Source organism: Ochrobactrum sp. SFR4, from assembly GCF_019730395.1.
Taxonomy (GTDB): Bacteria; Pseudomonadota; Alphaproteobacteria; order Rhizobiales; family Rhizobiaceae; genus Pseudochrobactrum.
The window spans coordinates 215,886-233,201 of sequence record NZ_JAAPBB010000006.1 but is presented as its reverse complement, the minus strand read 5'-3'; the positions used below and the strand labels follow the sequence as shown (position 1 = coordinate 233,201).

Genomic DNA, 17,316 nt, shown 5'->3' with positions numbered 1-17,316 from the left:
CGCGCGGCGCAGCCGCCCAGTTCCAGTTATTCGCGCGGCGCAGCCGCGCGCGATAAGCGATCATTAATTGCTTCGCCCAGACCATGATGCGGCACCGGCTCAACGGCAATCGTCTTCGCCCCTGCTGCATCCAGTTTTTTCATATAATCAAACAAATGCACGGCAGCTTCATGCAGATCACCGGAAGGGCTCAGATTCAGCACCGCAGCCGCATTTTCTGCCCCCGCTGCACGTTGCGCTCCAAAACCCAGCAGCGCCTCGCCTTCACGCACTTCAGAAACATTCAACCGCATCGCTGCATCCGGCGCATAGTGAGACGCCATCATGCCCGGCGCCTGAATGGCCGCACGCTGATCCAGACGATGCAAAGGCTGGCCGAGAAAGGCTTCGATCTCTTCTGCTGCCAAACCACCCGGCCGCAGCAAAAACGCCTGACCATTTTCAATTTTAACAATGGTGGATTCCAGCCCCACCACACAGGCACCGCCATCAACGATCAGATCGAGTTTGGCACCCAGATCATCCTGCACAGCCTGTGCCGAGGTGGCGCTGATACGACCGGAACTATTGGCGCTGGGTGCAGCTAACGGGCGGTCAAGCATGGCAATAATCTCACGCACCGGCCCGCGTGGCATACGAATGGCCAGCGTTGTGAGACCGGCGGTCACCAGCGGATGAATCTCTGCACCATCACGCACCGGCAGCACCAGTGTCAGCGGCCCCGGCCAGAACTTTGTCGCAAGTTTACGGGACAGATCATCAAACTGAACATAACGTTCAGCCATTGCAAGCGTCGCCATATGGGCAATCAGCGGATTGAAATGCGGACGGCCTTTGGCAGAGAAAATACCCGCAACCGCATTGCCATTGGTAGCATCAGCGGCCAGTCCGTAAACGGTCTCGGTCGGCAGAGCCACAAGTTTGCCTGTGCCCAGCGCATTTGCAGCCAGTTCAAGAGATGCAATGTCAGTAGAAATAATTTGTGCCATGCCGCACTCCTGCAATTTTTTGCAAGCTGGCAGCACTGTCAGGACCTGCATGTTCTCTGACTACAGAACCATGAAACGCGATGCAAGACTGTAATCCCTGTCAGGCGCGATCATTGATGTTTCGCCAATGATGCAGCATCTGTTTTGCCCCGTGATCATAGTGCCAATAATGCCCCTGCGAGGGTTGATCATAGCGGCGGGAAACCGGCAATCCGGCTAACGCACAATAAAGCAATGTGCCAGTTGCCCCATGACCGCAGATGATAACAGCCTTATGCTGAGCCTTGGCGGCAGCATCCATAATGTCACGAACTGCCGTGCCAATTCTCGCCTGTGCATCCACCGCTCTTTCCCAACCGCTCACGGAATGATGCGGTTGAGCAAAGAACTGACCGACAACTTGTTCGAACTCTGCCGGAGGGAGGAAACCCGTTGCGGAGCGGTCATTTTCTCCCAAAGCACTATGGCTCTGCACAGCCTTGTTAAAATACGCGCCCAATAAAGCAGCAGTCTCCTGCGCCTTGGTTTCCGTACTGCTCCAGATCATATCCGGAACCGGCCAGATATTGCATTCGAGAAACTGTTGTAATGCAGCCCTGCCCGCTTGTGACAAATGCCAGCACTCAACCGGCACTGCCGGATCGACTACAACTTGCGGGTGGCTCACAAAAATCAGCTGCATTGCATTCCTGCCCATCTGTTACCGGCAATAAAAAATCCTGCCGAAGTATTTCCGGCAGGATTTTAAAATACATCACCAAGATGACATCAGCGTTTCTTTTTTGCGCGTCCGGCAAAAGGATTGTCCGATGTACGCAAGGACAAACGAATAGGCACGCCCGGCATCTCGAATGTTTCACGCAGACCATTAATGAGATAACGCACATAGGATTGCGGCATCACATCAGGACGCGAGCAGGACACCATAAAGCCCGGCGGGCGTGTCTTGACCTGCGTCATATACTTCACTTTAAGGCGACGGCCAGCCACTGCCGGTGGCGGGTGGTGGGTAATTACACCTTCGAGCCAGCGGTTGAGGCGGCCTGTGGAAATGCGCGTATTCCAGATACGGTGCGTCATCTCAACGCTTTCCATCAGCTTATCAATGCCGTGGCCGGTTTCACCGGAAATCGGCACAGCGCGGATACCCCGCACCTGCGGCAACAGACGTTCAGTCTTCTCACGCAGATCAGCCAGCAATGCCTGACGGTCTTCGATCAGATCCCATTTATTGAAAGCAATAATCGGCGCACGGCCTTCACGGATAATCAGATCAATGATCTGCAAATCCTGCTTTTCAAAAGGAATGGTCGCATCGAGAACGATAATCACCACTTCCGCAAAACGGATAGCGCGCAAGCCATCGGCAACGGAGAGCTTCTCCAGCTTTTCCTGTACGCGCGCTTTGCGGCGCAAACCTGCGGTGTCAAACAATTTAACACTACGGCCACGCCATTCCCATTCAACGGAAATCGAGTCACGGGTAATACCGGCTTCAGGCCCTGTCAGCAGACGATCCTGACCGAGCATCGTATTAATCATTGTGGACTTACCGGCATTCGGACGGCCGACAATCGCAATCTGCAATGGCTTGGTCGCGTCATATTCTGGGATGATTTCTTCATCCTCGTCGCTGACATCTTCACCAACCAGCGCACCGATTTTTTCCTGTGTAAACTCTTCTTCGGCTTTTTCTTCCGCGAAGGCTTTTTCTTTGCCGATGGCTTCCACAATCGCGTCGCGCAGATCAGGCAGACCCTGACCATGCTCGGCAGAAATCGGGCAAGGCTCACCCAGACCCAAACGATAGGCATCATAAAGACCGGCATCAGCGCCACGGGCTTCAGACTTATTGGCAACCAGAATAATCGGTTTGCTGAATTTGCGTACCAGCTGAGCGAATTCAATATCCGTCGGGGTCAGACCGGCTTTGGCATCAATCACGAACAGAACCGCATCAGCCTCGTCGATTGCGGCTTCGGTCTGCGCGCGCATACGGCCTTCCAACGTACCGGCTTCGGCAATTTCCAGACCGGCAGTGTCAATAACTTTGAAATGCAGATCATAGAGCTTGCCGTCGTGAATACGACGGTCACGGGTAACACCCGGCGTATCATCGACCAGCGCCAGTTTGCGCCCGACAATGCGGTTAAACAGTGTGGACTTGCCGACATTCGGACGTCCGATAATTGCGAGTGTAAAGCTCATTCAGCTTATTTTTCCGTATTATAAAGCGGTACTTAAACCGTCCCGCCCTAATGAGTGTTTCAGCCTTTTGCTGCAGTCTCTGAGCTGCGCATCAGGTCAAGCATTGTATTGGCACGCTGGCGGAGATTGGCAGGAATTGCCGCGTCATCCGCATTTTGCTGGAACAGTTTGCGCGCATCGTCTGCACGACCTGCCTTATAAGCAGCCAGACCCAGCACTTCACGGGCAGAACCGCGCATCGGATTACCATCCGCGCTCAGTGTTTCCGCACGTTTGGCAACATCTTCATAAGAGCCGGTATCCACCAGAATATAGGCAGCCCGCAGCTTGGCAACATCACGCAGAGCAACTGGTGCCTTGCTGTCCGCTGCAACCGCATCAAAAGCACTGACCGCACCGGCCATGTCTTTTTTCTGCTCAAGCAATGTTGCTGTGCGCAACTGTGCCAGAACCGGGTAAGACCCTGCGCCTTCGGTTTCCAGCTTCTTCAGAGCGCTCAGGGCTTCATCTGTTTTCTTTTCACCGGCCAGATCAAGCGCTGTCAGGAACTGGTCGCCCGACACTGCTGCTTTGCTTTCGCGCCAATATTCATAACCGACATAACCGGCTGTACCGATAACAACGGCTACCGCGCCACCGATCAAAACCGGACCAAAACGCCGCCATACAGCGCGCACCTGTTCTGAGCGGAGCTCTTCGTTGACTTCGCGGATAAAGCTGTCGTCTGTCATGAATACCCTGTGAAACTTGTCAAGATTATCGAATATGCATCAAGAGCACGGACTATGTACACAGCCCGCAACTTAACACACCTATCCGGCTTTTAGTCGGAATCGCCGACAGATGGTAGTCCTGATTGCGAATTCCTGCATAATTCCTTAATTTGCGCCGCTGAACGCTCAAATCAATGGCACAGCATTAAGAGATCAAGAGCATCTTTGTGCATCCATTCAGATGCAGAGCGCTCTCTGCCTGTGCTTTGCCACATTTCACACCTAATCAATCCGCTTCCGATTTAGCAATGAGCTTTCGTTTTCATGTATCAGTCTTTTCTTTCCGGTTTTGCGGTTTCTCTATGTCTGGCCACGGCTGCGCAGGCGATGCCCGATATGCCTGCAGCGCCTCAGCAACAGGAAAAACCGGCTGATACCCGCCCGAAACAGGTGGTGATTATTTCCTTTGACGGCGCGCATGATAACAAGCTCTGGCAACGCAGCCGCGCATTGGGGCAGGAAACCGGTGCACATTTCACCTATTTTCTCTCCTGCGTCTTTTATCTGGAACGGGCAGACCGTACGCAATATCAGCCACCGCGCATGAAAGCAGGTCGCTCCAATGTTGGCTTTGCACAGGATAAAGCAGAAATTGCCACTCGTCTCGATCAGGTTTGGAAAGCCAATTTGGAAGGCCATGAAATTGCCAGCCACGGCTGCGGCCACTTTGACGGCAAGAGCTGGACGGCAAAAGAATGGGCGCAGGAAATTCAGGCATTCCGCAATATTGTCGGCAATGCATGGAGCGCCAATAAAATTGACGGCGAACCGGAAGGTTGGAAAGATCTGGTCTATAACAAAATCACCGGCTTTCGTGCGCCTTACCTCTCCGATGACAAGCCGGTGCAGACAGCTTTGCGTGAAAGTGGTTTTGCCTATCAGGCCAGCGGCGTAACCTCAGGGCCTGAATTGCCAAAGAATTTTGCAGGTCTCAAAAGTTTCGGCCTGCCGCTGATACCGGAGGGCCCTGCCCGCAAACCGGTTATTGCCATGGACTATAATCTCTATGTGCGCCATTCGGGCGGCAAAGAGAAACCGGAGCAGGCAGCGCAATTTGAGCAGCGCAGCTATGATGCCTTTATGAATGCGTTCAACAAACAATATGACGGCCAGCGTATTCCGCTGCAAATGGGCTTCCACTTTGTGCTGATGAATAACGGCGCTTACTGGAATGCGCTGGAGCGTTTTGCCCGTGATGTGTGCAAACGTCAGGATGTACGCTGCGTCAGCTATCAGGATTATCTGGCGGAACCGGAACTACATAAAAGGCAAACCGTTCTCTGACAGAACAGAGAACGGCAGCCTCAAGGTTTAAGCAAAAAATTCCACATAAATTTCCGGCTTGAAACCGGCCAGCAATTTGCCGTCCTTTTCCAGAACCGGACGTTTAATCATCGACAGATTGCCGAGCATCAGCTCAATAGCCTTGGCTTCAGTCAAATCCTGCTTCTGGGCATCATCGAGTTTACGGAATGTCTGACCTGCACGGTTGATTACGGTTTCCCAGCCCAGTTCCTGGCACCAGTTTTCCAGCCTGGCACGATCCAGACCAACCTTCTTATAATCATGAAAATCGAATGCAATATTCTGTGCGTTCAGCCAGTCCTGCGCCTTGCGCATCGTGTCACAATTCTTAATGCCGTAAATGGTTACAGTCACGTCCATTCCTCTCTTATAGATAATGCTATTTCAGCGTCTGCGCCGGATGATCGTGATCATGGCCGCACTGGCTGTGATCTTCAAGAATCTGAATCACCCTGCATTCACAAACCCGTCCGTGATCGCACTCACTGACCATGCGGCGTAATTCATCGCGCAAGGCTGACAGGCGCCCGATACGATCTTCAATCTCATCAAGATGACGCCGCGCAATCGAATCTGCCTCATGACAGGAGGCATTCGGCGTCTCGGTCATGGCCAGTAATTCACGAATGTCATTGATTTCAAAGCCGAGATCACGCGCATGGCGGATAAAAGTCAGGCGCTTAATATCTTCCGCGCCATATTCCCGCCGCTGACTCTCAGTGCGTTCCGGCTCACGGATCAGCCCGATTTGCTCGTAAAAACGGATAGTTGGCACTTTAACACCGCTACGTGCCGCAACTTTGCCAATCGTATAACCTTTTTTGTCCATTTTTCCGCTTGCTCCTATAGCCACTAGAGCATTTAGGGTCTTTCTCAAAAGATGCAAGAGAAAAGGAAATTGGAGATGTCCGGTCCCGTCCGTCAGGATAGATTCCGTGTTGAAGGCATGGATTGCGCCTCCTGCGCCATGAAAATTGACACGGCTGTGCGCCGCCTTGGCAAACAGATCAGCGATGTCAATGTCTCGGTCACCAAAGGCACGATGACTGTAACCCATAATGGTGTCGAAGCCGACGCTATTACCGGCCAGCTGAAAAAACTCGGCTATAAATCCAGCTATATGGGTGCCAATCAAGGCGCTGTTGTTGCAGAGCCGGAAACCGACGCTCATGTCTGCTCCGGTGATCATGATCATGCCTCGCATGATCATAAAGACCATAGTCACAGTCATGCGCACGAGCAGAAGCAGGAAAAGGTCAAAGAGACCTCACCGCTGCATATGCATGATCATGGCACTGATGAAGACAGCAAGCCGTGGTGGCAGCAGGGTAAAGCGAGGCTGACAATTGCTGCGGGTACGGCACTGGTTGCGGCCTATCTTCTCGGCCATTTTGTTCCGCAATATGAAATCTATATTTTCTCTGCCGCAATGCTGGTGGGACTGGTGCCAATTGCCCGCCGCGCTCTGGCCGGTGCCCGTTTCGGCACGCCATTCTCTATTGAAACACTGATGACCGTTGCCGCTGTCGGCGCGCTGTTTATCGGTGCTGTGGAAGAAGCCGCGATGGTTGTCTTCCTGTTCCTGATCGGTGAGCTTCTGGAAGGTGTGGCTGCACGACGTGCCCGCAACTCCATCCGTGGCCTTGCCGATCTGGTACCGAAAACTGCGCGTGTGGAAAAAGACGGGCAGATTATCGAGCAGGATGCTGCAAGTCTTAGTGTAGGCATAATCATTCTGGTACGTCCGGGTGACCGTATTGCTGCCGATGGTGAAGTTATCAGCGGAAACAGCGCGGTCAATGAAGCCCCTGTGACCGGCGAAAGCACGCCTAAGAATAAAGAAATTGGCGATAAGGTTTTTGCAGGAACTATCAATTCTGATGCTGTCCTGCGGGTTAAAGTCACTGCCACTGCGCAGAACAACACCATTGCCCGTATTATTGCACAGGTTGAGGAAGCGCAGGAATCCAAAGCACCGACCGAGCGTTTTATCGACCGATTCTCGGTCTGGTACACACCTGCGGTGATGATCCTTGCTGCTCTGGTGGCGATTATACCGCCGCTTGTTGCCGGTGGTGACTGGAATGAATGGATCTATAAAGGTCTGGCTATTCTGCTGATCGGCTGTCCTTGTGCTCTGGTTATTTCCACGCCTGCCGCGATTGCTGCCGGTCTTTCTTCCGGTGCCCGCCGTGGCCTGCTGATGAAAGGTGGTGCAGTTCTGGAAAGCGCCGGTCATGTGACAGCTGCCGCCTTTGACAAGACCGGCACACTGACAGAAGGCAAACCGGTTGTCACAGACATCATCGCCTTTGGCAGCCCGGAAGAAGAAGTTCTGCGCTATGCGGCAGCCGTTGAACAGGGTTCAAGCCATCCGCTTGCTGTTGCTATTCTCAAGGCTGCGGAAGATCGAAAATTGACTCTGCCACAAATGCATGACGGCGCAGCGCTTGGTGGTAAAGGCGTATCCGGTACAGTTGACAGCAAAGCCATTCTGCTGGCCTCTCCTAAAGCTATCGCCGCCAAGACCAGCATTTCCGATGCGGATCAGAAGCGCATCGCTGATATGAATGATCAGGGCAAGACCGTCTCGCTGCTGATGATCGGCGACCAGCTTGCCGGTGGTATCGCCATGCGGGATGAGCCGCGTGAAGATGCGCGTCAGGGTATCAAAGCACTGCAGGCGCAGGGTATCCGCACCATCATGCTGACCGGTGACAACCGCCGTACGGCAGAAGCGATCGGCCGCGATCTCGGCATGGAAGTCCATGCGGAAATGATGCCCGCAGACAAGCGTCGCGTGGTCGGTGAACTGAAAGCCGATAAGCAGATCGTTGCGAAAATCGGTGACGGTATCAATGACGCTCCGGCACTGGCCGCTGCCGATCTCGGTATCGCCATGGGCGGCGGTACTGATGTGGCGCTCGAAACTGCTGATGCCGCGATCATGCATGGCCGCGTGACTGACGTTGCCAATATGATCGACCTGTCAAAAACAACCATGGCGAATATCAAGCAGAATATTACGCTCGCCATTGGATTGAAGGTCGTGTTCCTCATCACCACGATCCTCGGCATTACCGGCCTTTGGCCAGCTATTCTGGCCGATACCGGTGCCACCGTTCTGGTGACAGCCAATGCCATGCGGTTGCTGCGCTGGAAACCTTAATCCATTTACAAAATCAAAAAGGGCACCATCCGGTGCCCTTTTTATTTAGTGCGTATCCCGAAAAGTGGGAACCGCCTTCGCGGGAAAATCAGTCCACTGGACTGATTTTTTAATCCCGCTTCGATCGGATAAGATACACCAAAAACAAATAGATAGAGCATTTTCTATGATCCATGATAAACTGGAAATGCTTTATGTCAGACTGTAATCTGTTTCTTCACGGGCAATTTTTGCATATTCATTGCCGAGGAAATCCAGCAGTGACCGAACAGAAGGCAGCAAGCCGCGCCGCGACGGAAAAGCTGCATGGAGAATACCGGTGCGCGGTGCCCATTCCGGCAGCACATCCACCAGACGCCCCTCACGCAGATCATCGCGGATAACCATTGTCGGCAACTGACATACACCGACACCATGCAGAGCCGCCATACGCAGAGCCACCATATCTTCCGTTATCAGGCGCGGCTTGTGATGCACACGCGCTGTCGCACCATCTGCCTTTTCCAGACACCATTCATGATCCACCCGCAGCGGGTCCCATGCCATGCTTGGCAATACAGCCAGATCAGCCGGTACCAAAGGCCGGTTAATTTCGGCAATTACGGACGGACTGGCGACAAGACGCTGCGGACTTTCCGCCAGTTTACGGATGACAAGATCACTGTCATCCAACGGCGGAAAGCGCACGCGGATTGCCAGATCAAAGCCTTCCCGCAGCACATCAACACGGCGGTTTGTACTTTCCAGCAACACATCGACCTTGGGATTCTCCTGCATGAAGCGGGCAATCATGTCGCCGATCTGGAAGTAAATCATTGAAGACGGACAACTGACCCGCACTATGCCCTGCGGTTCCGAACGCATCCGGTCAATTACCTCCTGCGCGGCTTCGGCCTCAACCAGCATAGCCACACAATGACGATAATATTCATGCCCGACTTCCGTCACCGCAAAATGGCGGGTTGTGCGCTGGATCAGCCGTACACCAAGACTGTCCTCCAGAAGACCAATGCGGCGACTGAGGCGGGAGCGCGGCATATTCAGCTTGCGTGCCGCAGCAGCAAATCCGCCCTGCTCTACCACAACCACGAAAAATCTCAGATCATTCAGATCCTGCATGGAAACTCCCTGTCATGTCATCTGTTTCGCTGAATATAACCTTATTATTTTAAATCGCTACGATATTGTCTCATATTTCAGACATTGTAGTGCATTTTTGCTGACTACCGCTATTTTTGTCCTGCTCATATCTTCCTGTCATCAAAGCAATACAGGAGACAGGCAATGAGAAAGGTATTAGGTGTTTACAGCAGCCCCCGCCCGCATTGGGTAGGCGACGGCTTTCCTGCACGCTCAATCTTCTCCTATGCCAGCCATGGCGATCATGTCAGCCCGTTTCTTCTGCTTGACTATGCAGGCCCTGCAGAATTCAAACCCGCCGCGAAAGGTTCCGACCACCGGCGTGGTGTCGGCATCCATCCCCATCGCGGCTTTGAAAGAGTCACGCTTGTTTATCAGGGCGAGCTCGAGCATCGGGATTCAACCGGTAATGGCGGCACGATCGGCGCGGGTGGCGCAGGGAGCCTGCGCGTTATTGCCGGTACTTATAACAAGATTGAAGGCCCTGCCCGTACTTTTACTCCCGTCAATCTATGGGATGTCAGTCTGCGCCAGAACATGACCGTCACTCTGCCTATTCCTGACGGTCACACCGCAATGCTGGTGGTACTCAGCGGTGCTGTCACTATTAATGATGACAAGCAGGCAACCGAGGCTCAGCTGGTCCTGCTGGATCGCAAGGGCACGGATGTCCGGATAGAGGCGCAAAACAATACCTCTTTTCTGGTTCTCAGCGGGGAACCAATTGACGAACCTGTCGTTATTCATGGGCCATTTGTTATGAACAGCACGGAAGAAATCAGCTCCGCTCTTCGTGATTTTCAAAATGGCCATTTCGGAAAAATATCAGTTTCATGACCGGATTATCCGGCCATGCTCTGCCGGTTTCACACTGCCCCCCAGCCGCGTGAGACCGGCAGATGATAAGTGCACAACCAGACTTCAAAATCAAAGGAGAAACCGAAATGAACCTTCCTTCAACCATAGCCAATTTCAACGGTCAGCGTCCGGTTATTGATCCGGAAGATGCAGTTATGCTGCTGATCGACCATCAGAGCGGCCTGTTTCAGACTGTCGGAGATATGCCGATGACTGAACTGCGTGCCCGGGCCACAGCACTTGCCAAAATCGCAACGCTGGCAAAAATTCCGGTCATCACCACCGCATCCGTGCCTCAGGGACCAAACGGCCCGCTGATTCCGGAAATTCATGAAAATGCCCCTCATGCCCAGTATGTTGCACGCAAAGGTGAAATCAATGCGTGGGATAATCCGGATTTCGTTGCCGCCGTCAAAGCAACAGGTCGCAAGACCCTGATTATTGCCGGTACAATTACCAGTGTCTGCATGGCCTTTCCGTCAATTTCAGCAGTCTATGACGGGTATAAAGTTTTTGCTGTTGTTGATGCTTCCGGCACCTATTCCAAAATGGCACAGGAAATCACGCTGGCACGCATCACACAGGCAGGTGTTATTCCGATGGATACCGCAGCAGTGGCCTCTGAAATTCAGCGCAGCTGGAACCGTGATGATGCGGCGGAATGGGCCAAAGTCTACACTCTTATTTTCCCGCCTTATCAGCTTCTGATTGAAAGCTACATGAAAGCACAGGAAGTCGAGAAAAATCACGAAACTCTCGATTCAATGCGAAAATAATTTTCGGACGCAGAAATGAAAATGGCTGCGGAACTTATATGTTCCGCAGCCATTTTTTATCAGACATAGACCACATTACTGAGACTGTCGCGGCGCATCCAGCGCTGTGTCATCAGCACAGCGACGATTGCAAGCCCTGTCGCCAGACCAATCCACACGCCGATCCCTTCAAAATTGAAGGTAAAGGCCAGCAGCGCCCCAAGCGGCAGGCCAACGCCCCAATAACCAAGCAGCGCCAGAAACATCGGAATGCGCGTATCGCGCAATCCGCGCAACATACCCGCAGCTACAGCCTGCGCACCGTCAACAATCTGGAACAAAGCCGCAAAAGCCAGAAATGATACGCAAAGCCGGATCACTTCCGCATTGGCCGGATCACGAATATCCAGAAACGCACTGATAAAGACCTTCGGCATCAGGATCATCAAGAGCCCCATCAGCCCCATGAAACCTACCCCTAAAGCATAGGCACTCCAGCCCGCATAGGCCACAGCCTCGCGATTGCCCGCACCATAAGCGCGCCCCACGCGAACAGTCGCCACCTGCCCGAAGCCGAGCGGCACCATGAAACTCAGGGAAGCAATCTGCATCGCTACCGCATGAGCGGCCAGTGACGTCGGGCTGATTTTACCCATCATCAGCACAGCCGCATAGAAAATCGTGGTTTCAAAGGCAAAGGTCAGTGCCATTGGCAAACCAATGCGCCACAATTCAATGAAACGGGGCCAGTCAGGGCGCCAGAAGCGGCCAAACAAACGATAGCGACGGAATTTCTTATGGGTACAGACAACAACAACCAGACCAAAGAACATCATCCAGCTGGAGGCTGTGGTCGCAATACCGGCACCACGCAACCCCATTTCCGGCATGCCGAATTTACCGAAAATCAGGCTATAGGCAGCAATCGCGTTGAACACGATAGCAAAAGCCGCAATCAGCAATGTCCAGAGCGGGCGTTCCATCGCCGCCAGAAATGAGCGCAGACCGATATAACCGAGATAAGGCAGCATCGCCCATTGCAGCGTATGCATCATCTGCACGGAATGGGCGGCAATATCCGGCCTCTGTCCCATGAACAGAAACACGGATTCTGCATTCCAGAGCAAAATCCAGAACGGAATACAGATAATGATCGCAGTCCAGAAACCCTGACGCACAGTACGGCGCACGTCACGCACCGAATGACGGTTGCGGCCAAGCGCCATCGCCATCATCGGCAGTGTGGCAGAAACCAGCCCCATGCAGAAGATCATCATCGAATGATAAAAGCTGGTGGTCAGCACGGCAGCAGCCAGCGTATCGGCGCCCAGACGCCCGATCAGAATGACATCCGTTGCGGTAAGCGCTGCCTGCGAAAGATTCGTGAAAATCAGCGGCCAGCCAAGTTTAAAGGACGAAACAACCTCCCGCCCCCAGCGATTTCCTGTATTTGTCTGCGTAATTGCAGTCATGTTCAGCCGCCTCCCGACAGCTTTTTCCGGCACAGGCCGGGTTTTCAAAGCATTTTCCGGCCTGACTGCCTCAGGAAAATACGCTCATTTTGTTATGGTATATTCGCAAGCAGTTTCCGGACAGAAGAGCCGGCGCTTAACATTGAGAACCATGCTGTATCATGCCGGTTCATGAAGATCGAGAGCGATCTGAAAGAACAATCAAATGTGTTGAGCCGCAGTGCTTTCCGGCACTGCGGCTCAACATAGTAACAAGCAAGGTTACGATGCTTTAATGCACATAGGCAAAGCGGATCACAAACAAGGCCGCAACAATCCATGTTGCCGGATGAATAACCCGCCACTTACCCGAACCGGCCTTGAGCACAACATAGCTGATAAAGCCGAAGGCCAGACCATTGGCAATCGAATAGGTGAACGGAATACCCAGTGCTGTCAGAGCAGCAGGTGCGGCTTCCGTTACATCATCCCATTCGATTTCAGACATTTCACGCATCATCAGACAGGCGACATAGATCAGCGCCGGCGCTGTTGCATAGGCAGGAACGGAACCGGCCAGAGGTGAAATGAACAAGGCGGCAAGGAACAGAAGAGCGATAACCAGTGCAGTCAGACCTGTGCGGCCACCGGCCTGAACACCGGAAGCGCTTTCAACATAAGCGGTTGTCGAGCTGGTACCGATAATGGAACCGCCGATAATTGCAGTACTGTCAGCGAACAAAGCGCGGTTCAGGCGGTTCGGCTTACCTTCAGGAATGAGACCTGCACGCTTACTCACGCCGATCAGCGTACCGGTTGCATCAAAAACTTCAACCAGAACGAAAACCAGAATAACCTGCAGGAAGCCCACATGCAGAGCGCCCATAATATCGAGCTGCAGGAATGTCGGCATCAGGCTTGGCGGTGCGGAGAACACGCCCTGAAACTGGCTTACACCGAGCATGATCGACAGAACAGTTACTACAAGAATACCGATCAGAATCGAACCGCGCACTTTGAGCGCATCCAGTACGGCCATCACGAAAAAGCCGAAGATCGCCAGCAGCGGGCCGGTTTTGGTCAGATCGCCAAGAGTGATGAAGGTTGCTTCGCTGCCGACAATAATGCCGGAGCTTTTCATACCAACCAGCGCAAGGAACATACCGATACCGACAGCGATCGCACTGCGCAGGGATTTCGGAATACCGTCAACCAGCCAGCTGCGGATGCCGGAAACGGTGAGAATGAAGAAAATCACACCGGAAATAAAGACAGCGCCCAGAGCCTGCTGCCATGAGAAACCCATGATACCGACAACGGTAAAGGCAAAAAACGCGTTCAGTCCCATGCCCGGAGCCATACCGATTGGCCAGTTAGCAACGAAGGCCATCACGAGTGAGCCAAGCGCAGCGGCAAGACAGGTCGCGACAAAGATCGCATTGCGATCCATACCGGTGGAGGACAGAATATCCGGATTAACAAAAATGATATAGGACATCGTCAGGAACGTTGTCAGGCCGGCGAGCACTTCCGTGCGCACATTGGTCTTATGTTCCTGTAATTTGAAAAGCTTTTCCAGCATGGTAGCTCCCTGTCAGTCTTTGGTAAGAAAGCATTCTGACGTCTTGCAGATGAATGGCCTCCTCGCAAAATCCTGATAGCAAAACCTGCTGCAGTCCACGGGAGGCGACCTGTTTTAGGCCGCCTGATCCGGCGGGATAAAACAATGCCACATTTTCGCCATTATCATGAATAGCCGGTCGCGTAAATGCACAGCACGATCCGGCACTCCGCTGTGCAGGCTTTATGCACCGGAATCTCGCAGGCAAAAATGACTGATAATAATGATTATATGCTGGTTAGAAGCGAAGCGTGTCGCCTTTAAACACGGCTGCACACGCTCCGCTTTAATGCACCGCAGCTTTGCGATGATTACGTAAGGTTAATCTTGCAACGGCTTTAGCCGAGCGCTTTTGCAGCCTCATCAATCAGATTTGCAACTTCTGCCGCGCGGGAAGCAAGCGAAGCATGGCTCGCATCCAGCTCAATAATTTTACGCGGATTCATCCGTCCGGCCATATTTTTCTGATTGTCAGGATGGATCATGTGATCCTGCGTTGAAAGCTGATACCAGACCGGCTTATGCTTCCATGCAGGGTCAGTTACATTATCACCAAATGTGGTTGCAACCGGTGCTTTCTGCGCCACAGCCATTACCAGAGCTTCATCTGCGCTCATGTCCTGACAGAAGCTTTCGTGGTATTTATCAAACTTAATCCAGAGATAACCGTCACTGTCCGGCTCCAGATTGGCGATGGCTGCAGGCGGTTTTGCCTGACTGATACCACCAGGACTTTCCCCTGCATCCGGGGCGAAAGCGGCAATATAGACCAGTCCGGCAACATTAGGCAGGTTACCCATTTCTGTTATAACGGCACCGCCATAGGAATGCCCCACCAACAAAACCTTGCCTTCCTGCTGCTTCACCATTTTTCGGGTTCGCTCCGCATCATCAGCCAGAGCTGTCAGCGGCATTTCCACTGCGCGGATTTTGTCATATCCCTTACGGGACAATTCGAGAATAACTTTGCTCCAATGGGCGGCTCCGCCCCAAAACCCGTGCACTAATACAATTGTCAGCTGACCACCCATAGCTATCTCCTTTTGCAGTGGTAATCCTGAATTATGTGCTGTCTTTTGATGAACGACAGAATAGGGAATATTATTATTTTAGAATTATAAGATATTTATGTAAGAACAGTGCATCGTAATTAGAGCGCCTGTTTTGTCCGGCAACCGGATGTCGATTATTTTTTGGTAGCAGCACGCCGCATATTTCTGTATGGCGTGCCGCCCTTCTCAATAGCAATCAGAACAGGTTGTAACGCTGCGCAAGCGGCACGACAGAAACCGGCTCCGCCCCCACCTCTGCTCCATCAACGCTGACTTTATAAGTCTTCGGATCAACCGTAATTGCCGGCAATGCATCATTGAGCTTCATGTCAGCTTTAGTCAGGCCACGACATTTAACGACCGGCTCAATGCGCTTGTTCAGGCCAAGATTCAGTACATTGCCATCATTGACCGATGCCTGACTGACGAACAGGATTGAGGTCTTGCCAATACCGGAAGACAATGCACCGAACATCGGACGCATGATCACCGGCTGTGGCGTCGGGATCGACGCATTGGCATCACCGATCTGCGCATAGGCGATGAAACCGCTCTTCATCACCAGTTCCGGACGCTGACCGAAGAATGCCGGTTTCCACAGCACCAGATCCGCGACTTTGCCGGTTTCAACTGACCCAATGAGATGGCTGATACCATGCGCGATTGCCGGATTAATGGTATATTTGGCGATATAGCGTTTGATACGGAAATTATCATTTCCCGCACCGTCCTGCGGCAGGCTACCGCGCTGCGCTTTCATCTGATCGGCAACCTGCCATGTGCGCATAATCACCTCACCACCGCGTCCCATCGCCTGACTGTCAGAGGTCATCATGGAAATCGCACCGATATCATGCAGCACGCCTTCGGCAGCAATCGTGTTGGCACGGATACGGCTGGCTGCAAAAGCCACATCTTCCGGAATATTCTTATCCAGATGATGACAGACCATCAGCATATCGAGATGCTCTTCCACCGTATTGACAGTGTAAGGCAAAGTCGGTGTGGTAGAACTGGTCAGCACATTGGCTTCCGCACAGATGCGCATCAGATCAGGCGCATGACCACCGCCTGCACCTTCCGCATGATAGGCATGGATCGAACGACCGCCAAAGGCCTTGATGGAATCCTCCACCGTGCAGCTTTCATTGACGGAATCCATATGAATGGTGACCTGAATGTCATATTCGTCGGCCATATCCATACAGGTTGCAATGGCTGCCGGAGTTGTGCCCCAGTCTTCATGCAGCTTCAGACCAGCAGCACCGGCCAGCACCTGCTCGCGCATACCTTCAGGACGGGATGAACTGCCGCGACCGGTAAAGATCACATTGAGCGGCAGATCATCGGTCGCCTGCATCATATTATGCAGATAATTCGGATTTGGCGTGCAAGTGGTCGCCATTGAGCCTGTTGCAGGACCGGTACCGCCGCCAAGCACAGTGGTCAGCCCGCTGGCAATCGAGGTGATTGGCTGTGACGGCGTGATATAATGGAAGTGCGTATCAATACCGCCGGCGGTAACGATACAGCCCTCACCCGAGATCACTTCTGTATTCACCCCGATCACCAGATCCGGATGCACACTGGCCATGATATCCGGATTACCGGCTTTGCCAATACCGGCGATTTTACCGTCTTTGATACCGATATCGGCTTTAACAATGCCGGTATAATCAATGATCAGCGCATTGGTAATGATGCAGTCCAGAGCCTTGTCACTGCTGACACCGGTGGCCTGTCCCATACCGTCACGGATGACCTTGCCGGAACCGAAGATGCATTCATCTCCATAGACAGTGTAATCGTGTTCGACTTCCGCATAGAGATTGGTATCGCCCAGACGAACTTTGTCGCCCTTGGTCGGGCCGAAAAACTTGGCGTAATCTGCACGGGTTATTTTATAGACCATGTTTTATCCTTATCGGCAGAGCGCGGTGCAACAGCATCTCCGGCGCCCTGCAAGCTTAAATTATTGTTTGAAATTGTGATGAA

The 17,316-nt window shown here is 52.7% G+C and carries 15 protein-coding genes; 4 read left to right on the top strand and 11 right to left on the bottom strand.

Annotated elements, in window-relative coordinates; genetic code table 11:
- Positions 1-26: 26 nt before the first annotated feature.
- The 4 genes from HBA93_RS10065 to HBA93_RS10050 all read right to left on the bottom strand — a co-directional run bounded on the left by HBA93_RS10065 (position 27) and on the right by HBA93_RS10050 (position 3,928).
- Positions 27-989 (bottom strand): L-threonylcarbamoyladenylate synthase, encoded by a 963-nt coding sequence (locus HBA93_RS10065; protein ID WP_221723179.1) that lies wholly within the window; start codon positions 987-989, stop codon positions 27-29.
- Between the two features lie 100 nt (positions 990-1,089).
- A complete protein-coding gene (locus HBA93_RS10060) occupies positions 1,090-1,671 on the bottom strand; it encodes a histidine phosphatase family protein (protein ID WP_221723178.1) in 582 nt (193 codons plus the stop codon).
- Between the two features lie 86 nt (positions 1,672-1,757).
- Complete coding sequence (gene der, locus HBA93_RS10055; protein WP_121991810.1) at positions 1,758-3,197, bottom strand: ribosome biogenesis GTPase Der; 1,440 nt, start codon at positions 3,195-3,197, stop codon at positions 1,758-1,760.
- Between the two features lie 59 nt (positions 3,198-3,256).
- Complete coding sequence (locus HBA93_RS10050; protein WP_221723177.1) at positions 3,257-3,928, bottom strand: tetratricopeptide repeat protein; 672 nt, start codon at positions 3,926-3,928, stop codon at positions 3,257-3,259.
- A gap of 306 nt (positions 3,929-4,234) precedes the next feature.
- Here HBA93_RS10050 and HBA93_RS10045 point away from each other — a divergent pair, with 306 nt between their 5' ends.
- Positions 4,235-5,254, top strand: coding sequence for a polysaccharide deacetylase family protein (locus HBA93_RS10045; protein WP_221723176.1), 1,020 nt, complete (start codon positions 4,235-4,237; stop codon positions 5,252-5,254).
- 27 nt (positions 5,255-5,281) lie between these two features.
- Here the strand turns inward: HBA93_RS10045 and HBA93_RS10040 are convergent, their stop codons facing one another.
- The gene (locus HBA93_RS10040; protein WP_221723175.1) at positions 5,282-5,629 is read right to left on the bottom strand and encodes an ArsC family reductase; all 348 of its coding nucleotides are present in this window, start codon (positions 5,627-5,629) and stop codon (positions 5,282-5,284) included.
- 25 nt (positions 5,630-5,654) lie between these two features.
- Positions 5,655-6,104, bottom strand: coding sequence for a MerR family transcriptional regulator (locus HBA93_RS10035; protein WP_121991813.1), 450 nt, complete (start codon positions 6,102-6,104; stop codon positions 5,655-5,657).
- 75 nt (positions 6,105-6,179) lie between these two features.
- Here HBA93_RS10035 and HBA93_RS10030 point away from each other — a divergent pair, with 75 nt between their 5' ends.
- Positions 6,180-8,444: a heavy metal translocating P-type ATPase gene (locus HBA93_RS10030; protein WP_221723174.1), complete on the top strand. Its 2,265-nt coding sequence runs from the start codon at positions 6,180-6,182 to the stop codon at positions 8,442-8,444.
- A 192-nt stretch (positions 8,445-8,636) separates the two neighbouring features.
- On the opposite strand, the gene HBA93_RS10025 is transcribed toward HBA93_RS10030, so the two are convergent.
- Complete coding sequence (locus HBA93_RS10025) at positions 8,637-9,563, bottom strand: LysR family transcriptional regulator (RefSeq protein WP_221723173.1); 927 nt, start codon at positions 9,561-9,563, stop codon at positions 8,637-8,639.
- Between the two features lie 165 nt (positions 9,564-9,728).
- On the opposite strand from HBA93_RS10025, the gene HBA93_RS10020 reads away from it, so the two are divergent.
- Together HBA93_RS10020 and HBA93_RS10015 are read left to right on the top strand one after the other, a co-directional pair.
- Positions 9,729-10,421 carry a pirin family protein gene (locus HBA93_RS10020; RefSeq protein ID WP_221723172.1) on the top strand — a complete coding sequence of 231 codons (693 nt, stop codon included), beginning with the start codon at positions 9,729-9,731 and terminating at the stop codon, positions 10,419-10,421.
- Between the two features lie 107 nt (positions 10,422-10,528).
- Entirely contained in the window at positions 10,529-11,218 is a 690-nt protein-coding gene (locus HBA93_RS10015) for a hydrolase (protein ID WP_121991817.1), read from the top strand.
- Positions 11,219-11,277: 59 nt separating this feature from the next.
- On the opposite strand, the gene HBA93_RS10010 is transcribed toward HBA93_RS10015, so the two are convergent.
- From HBA93_RS10010 to ureC, 4 genes are all read right to left on the bottom strand, one after another.
- The gene (locus HBA93_RS10010; RefSeq protein WP_121991818.1) at positions 11,278-12,669 is read right to left on the bottom strand and encodes an MATE family efflux transporter; all 1,392 of its coding nucleotides are present in this window, start codon (positions 12,667-12,669) and stop codon (positions 11,278-11,280) included.
- A 271-nt stretch (positions 12,670-12,940) separates the two neighbouring features.
- Positions 12,941-14,230 carry an NCS2 family permease gene (locus HBA93_RS10005; RefSeq protein WP_121991819.1) on the bottom strand — a complete coding sequence of 430 codons (1,290 nt, stop codon included), beginning with the start codon at positions 14,228-14,230 and terminating at the stop codon, positions 12,941-12,943.
- 377 nt (positions 14,231-14,607) lie between these two features.
- On the bottom strand, positions 14,608-15,300 hold the full coding sequence (locus HBA93_RS10000; protein WP_221723171.1) for an alpha/beta hydrolase: 693 nt from the start codon (positions 15,298-15,300) through the stop codon (positions 14,608-14,610).
- Positions 15,301-15,517: 217 nt separating this feature from the next.
- The gene (gene ureC / locus HBA93_RS09995; RefSeq protein WP_221723170.1) at positions 15,518-17,233 is read right to left on the bottom strand and encodes an urease subunit alpha; all 1,716 of its coding nucleotides are present in this window, start codon (positions 17,231-17,233) and stop codon (positions 15,518-15,520) included.
- Positions 17,234-17,316 lie beyond the last annotated feature (83 nt).

What these genes read in the sequence shown, in the direction of transcription:
- HBA93_RS10065 (WP_221723179.1), bottom strand. Translation starts at nt 989, where the DNA reads ATGGCACAAATTATTTCTACTGACATTGCATCTCTTGAACTGGCTGCA.
- HBA93_RS10060 (WP_221723178.1), bottom strand. Translation starts at nt 1,671, where the DNA reads ATGCAGCTGATTTTTGTGAGCCACCCGCAAGTTGTAGTCGATCCGGCA.
- der (WP_121991810.1), bottom strand. Translation starts at nt 3,197, where the DNA reads ATGAGCTTTACACTCGCAATTATCGGACGTCCGAATGTCGGCAAGTCC.
- HBA93_RS10050 (WP_221723177.1), bottom strand. Translation starts at nt 3,928, where the DNA reads ATGACAGACGACAGCTTTATCCGCGAAGTCAACGAAGAGCTCCGCTCA.
- HBA93_RS10045 (WP_221723176.1), top strand. Translation starts at nt 4,235, where the DNA reads ATGTATCAGTCTTTTCTTTCCGGTTTTGCGGTTTCTCTATGTCTGGCC.
- HBA93_RS10035 (WP_121991813.1), bottom strand. Translation starts at nt 6,104, where the DNA reads ATGGACAAAAAAGGTTATACGATTGGCAAAGTTGCGGCACGTAGCGGT.
- HBA93_RS10030 (WP_221723174.1), top strand. Translation starts at nt 6,180, where the DNA reads ATGTCCGGTCCCGTCCGTCAGGATAGATTCCGTGTTGAAGGCATGGAT.
- HBA93_RS10025 (WP_221723173.1), bottom strand. Translation starts at nt 9,563, where the DNA reads ATGCAGGATCTGAATGATCTGAGATTTTTCGTGGTTGTGGTAGAGCAG.
- HBA93_RS10020 (WP_221723172.1), top strand. Translation starts at nt 9,729, where the DNA reads ATGAGAAAGGTATTAGGTGTTTACAGCAGCCCCCGCCCGCATTGGGTA.
- HBA93_RS10015 (WP_121991817.1), top strand. Translation starts at nt 10,529, where the DNA reads ATGAACCTTCCTTCAACCATAGCCAATTTCAACGGTCAGCGTCCGGTT.
- HBA93_RS10010 (WP_121991818.1), bottom strand. Translation starts at nt 12,669, where the DNA reads ATGACTGCAATTACGCAGACAAATACAGGAAATCGCTGGGGGCGGGAG.
- HBA93_RS10005 (WP_121991819.1), bottom strand. Translation starts at nt 14,230, where the DNA reads ATGCTGGAAAAGCTTTTCAAATTACAGGAACATAAGACCAATGTGCGC.
- HBA93_RS10000 (WP_221723171.1), bottom strand. Translation starts at nt 15,300, where the DNA reads ATGGGTGGTCAGCTGACAATTGTATTAGTGCACGGGTTTTGGGGCGGA.
- ureC (WP_221723170.1), bottom strand. Translation starts at nt 17,233, where the DNA reads ATGGTCTATAAAATAACCCGTGCAGATTACGCCAAGTTTTTCGGCCCG.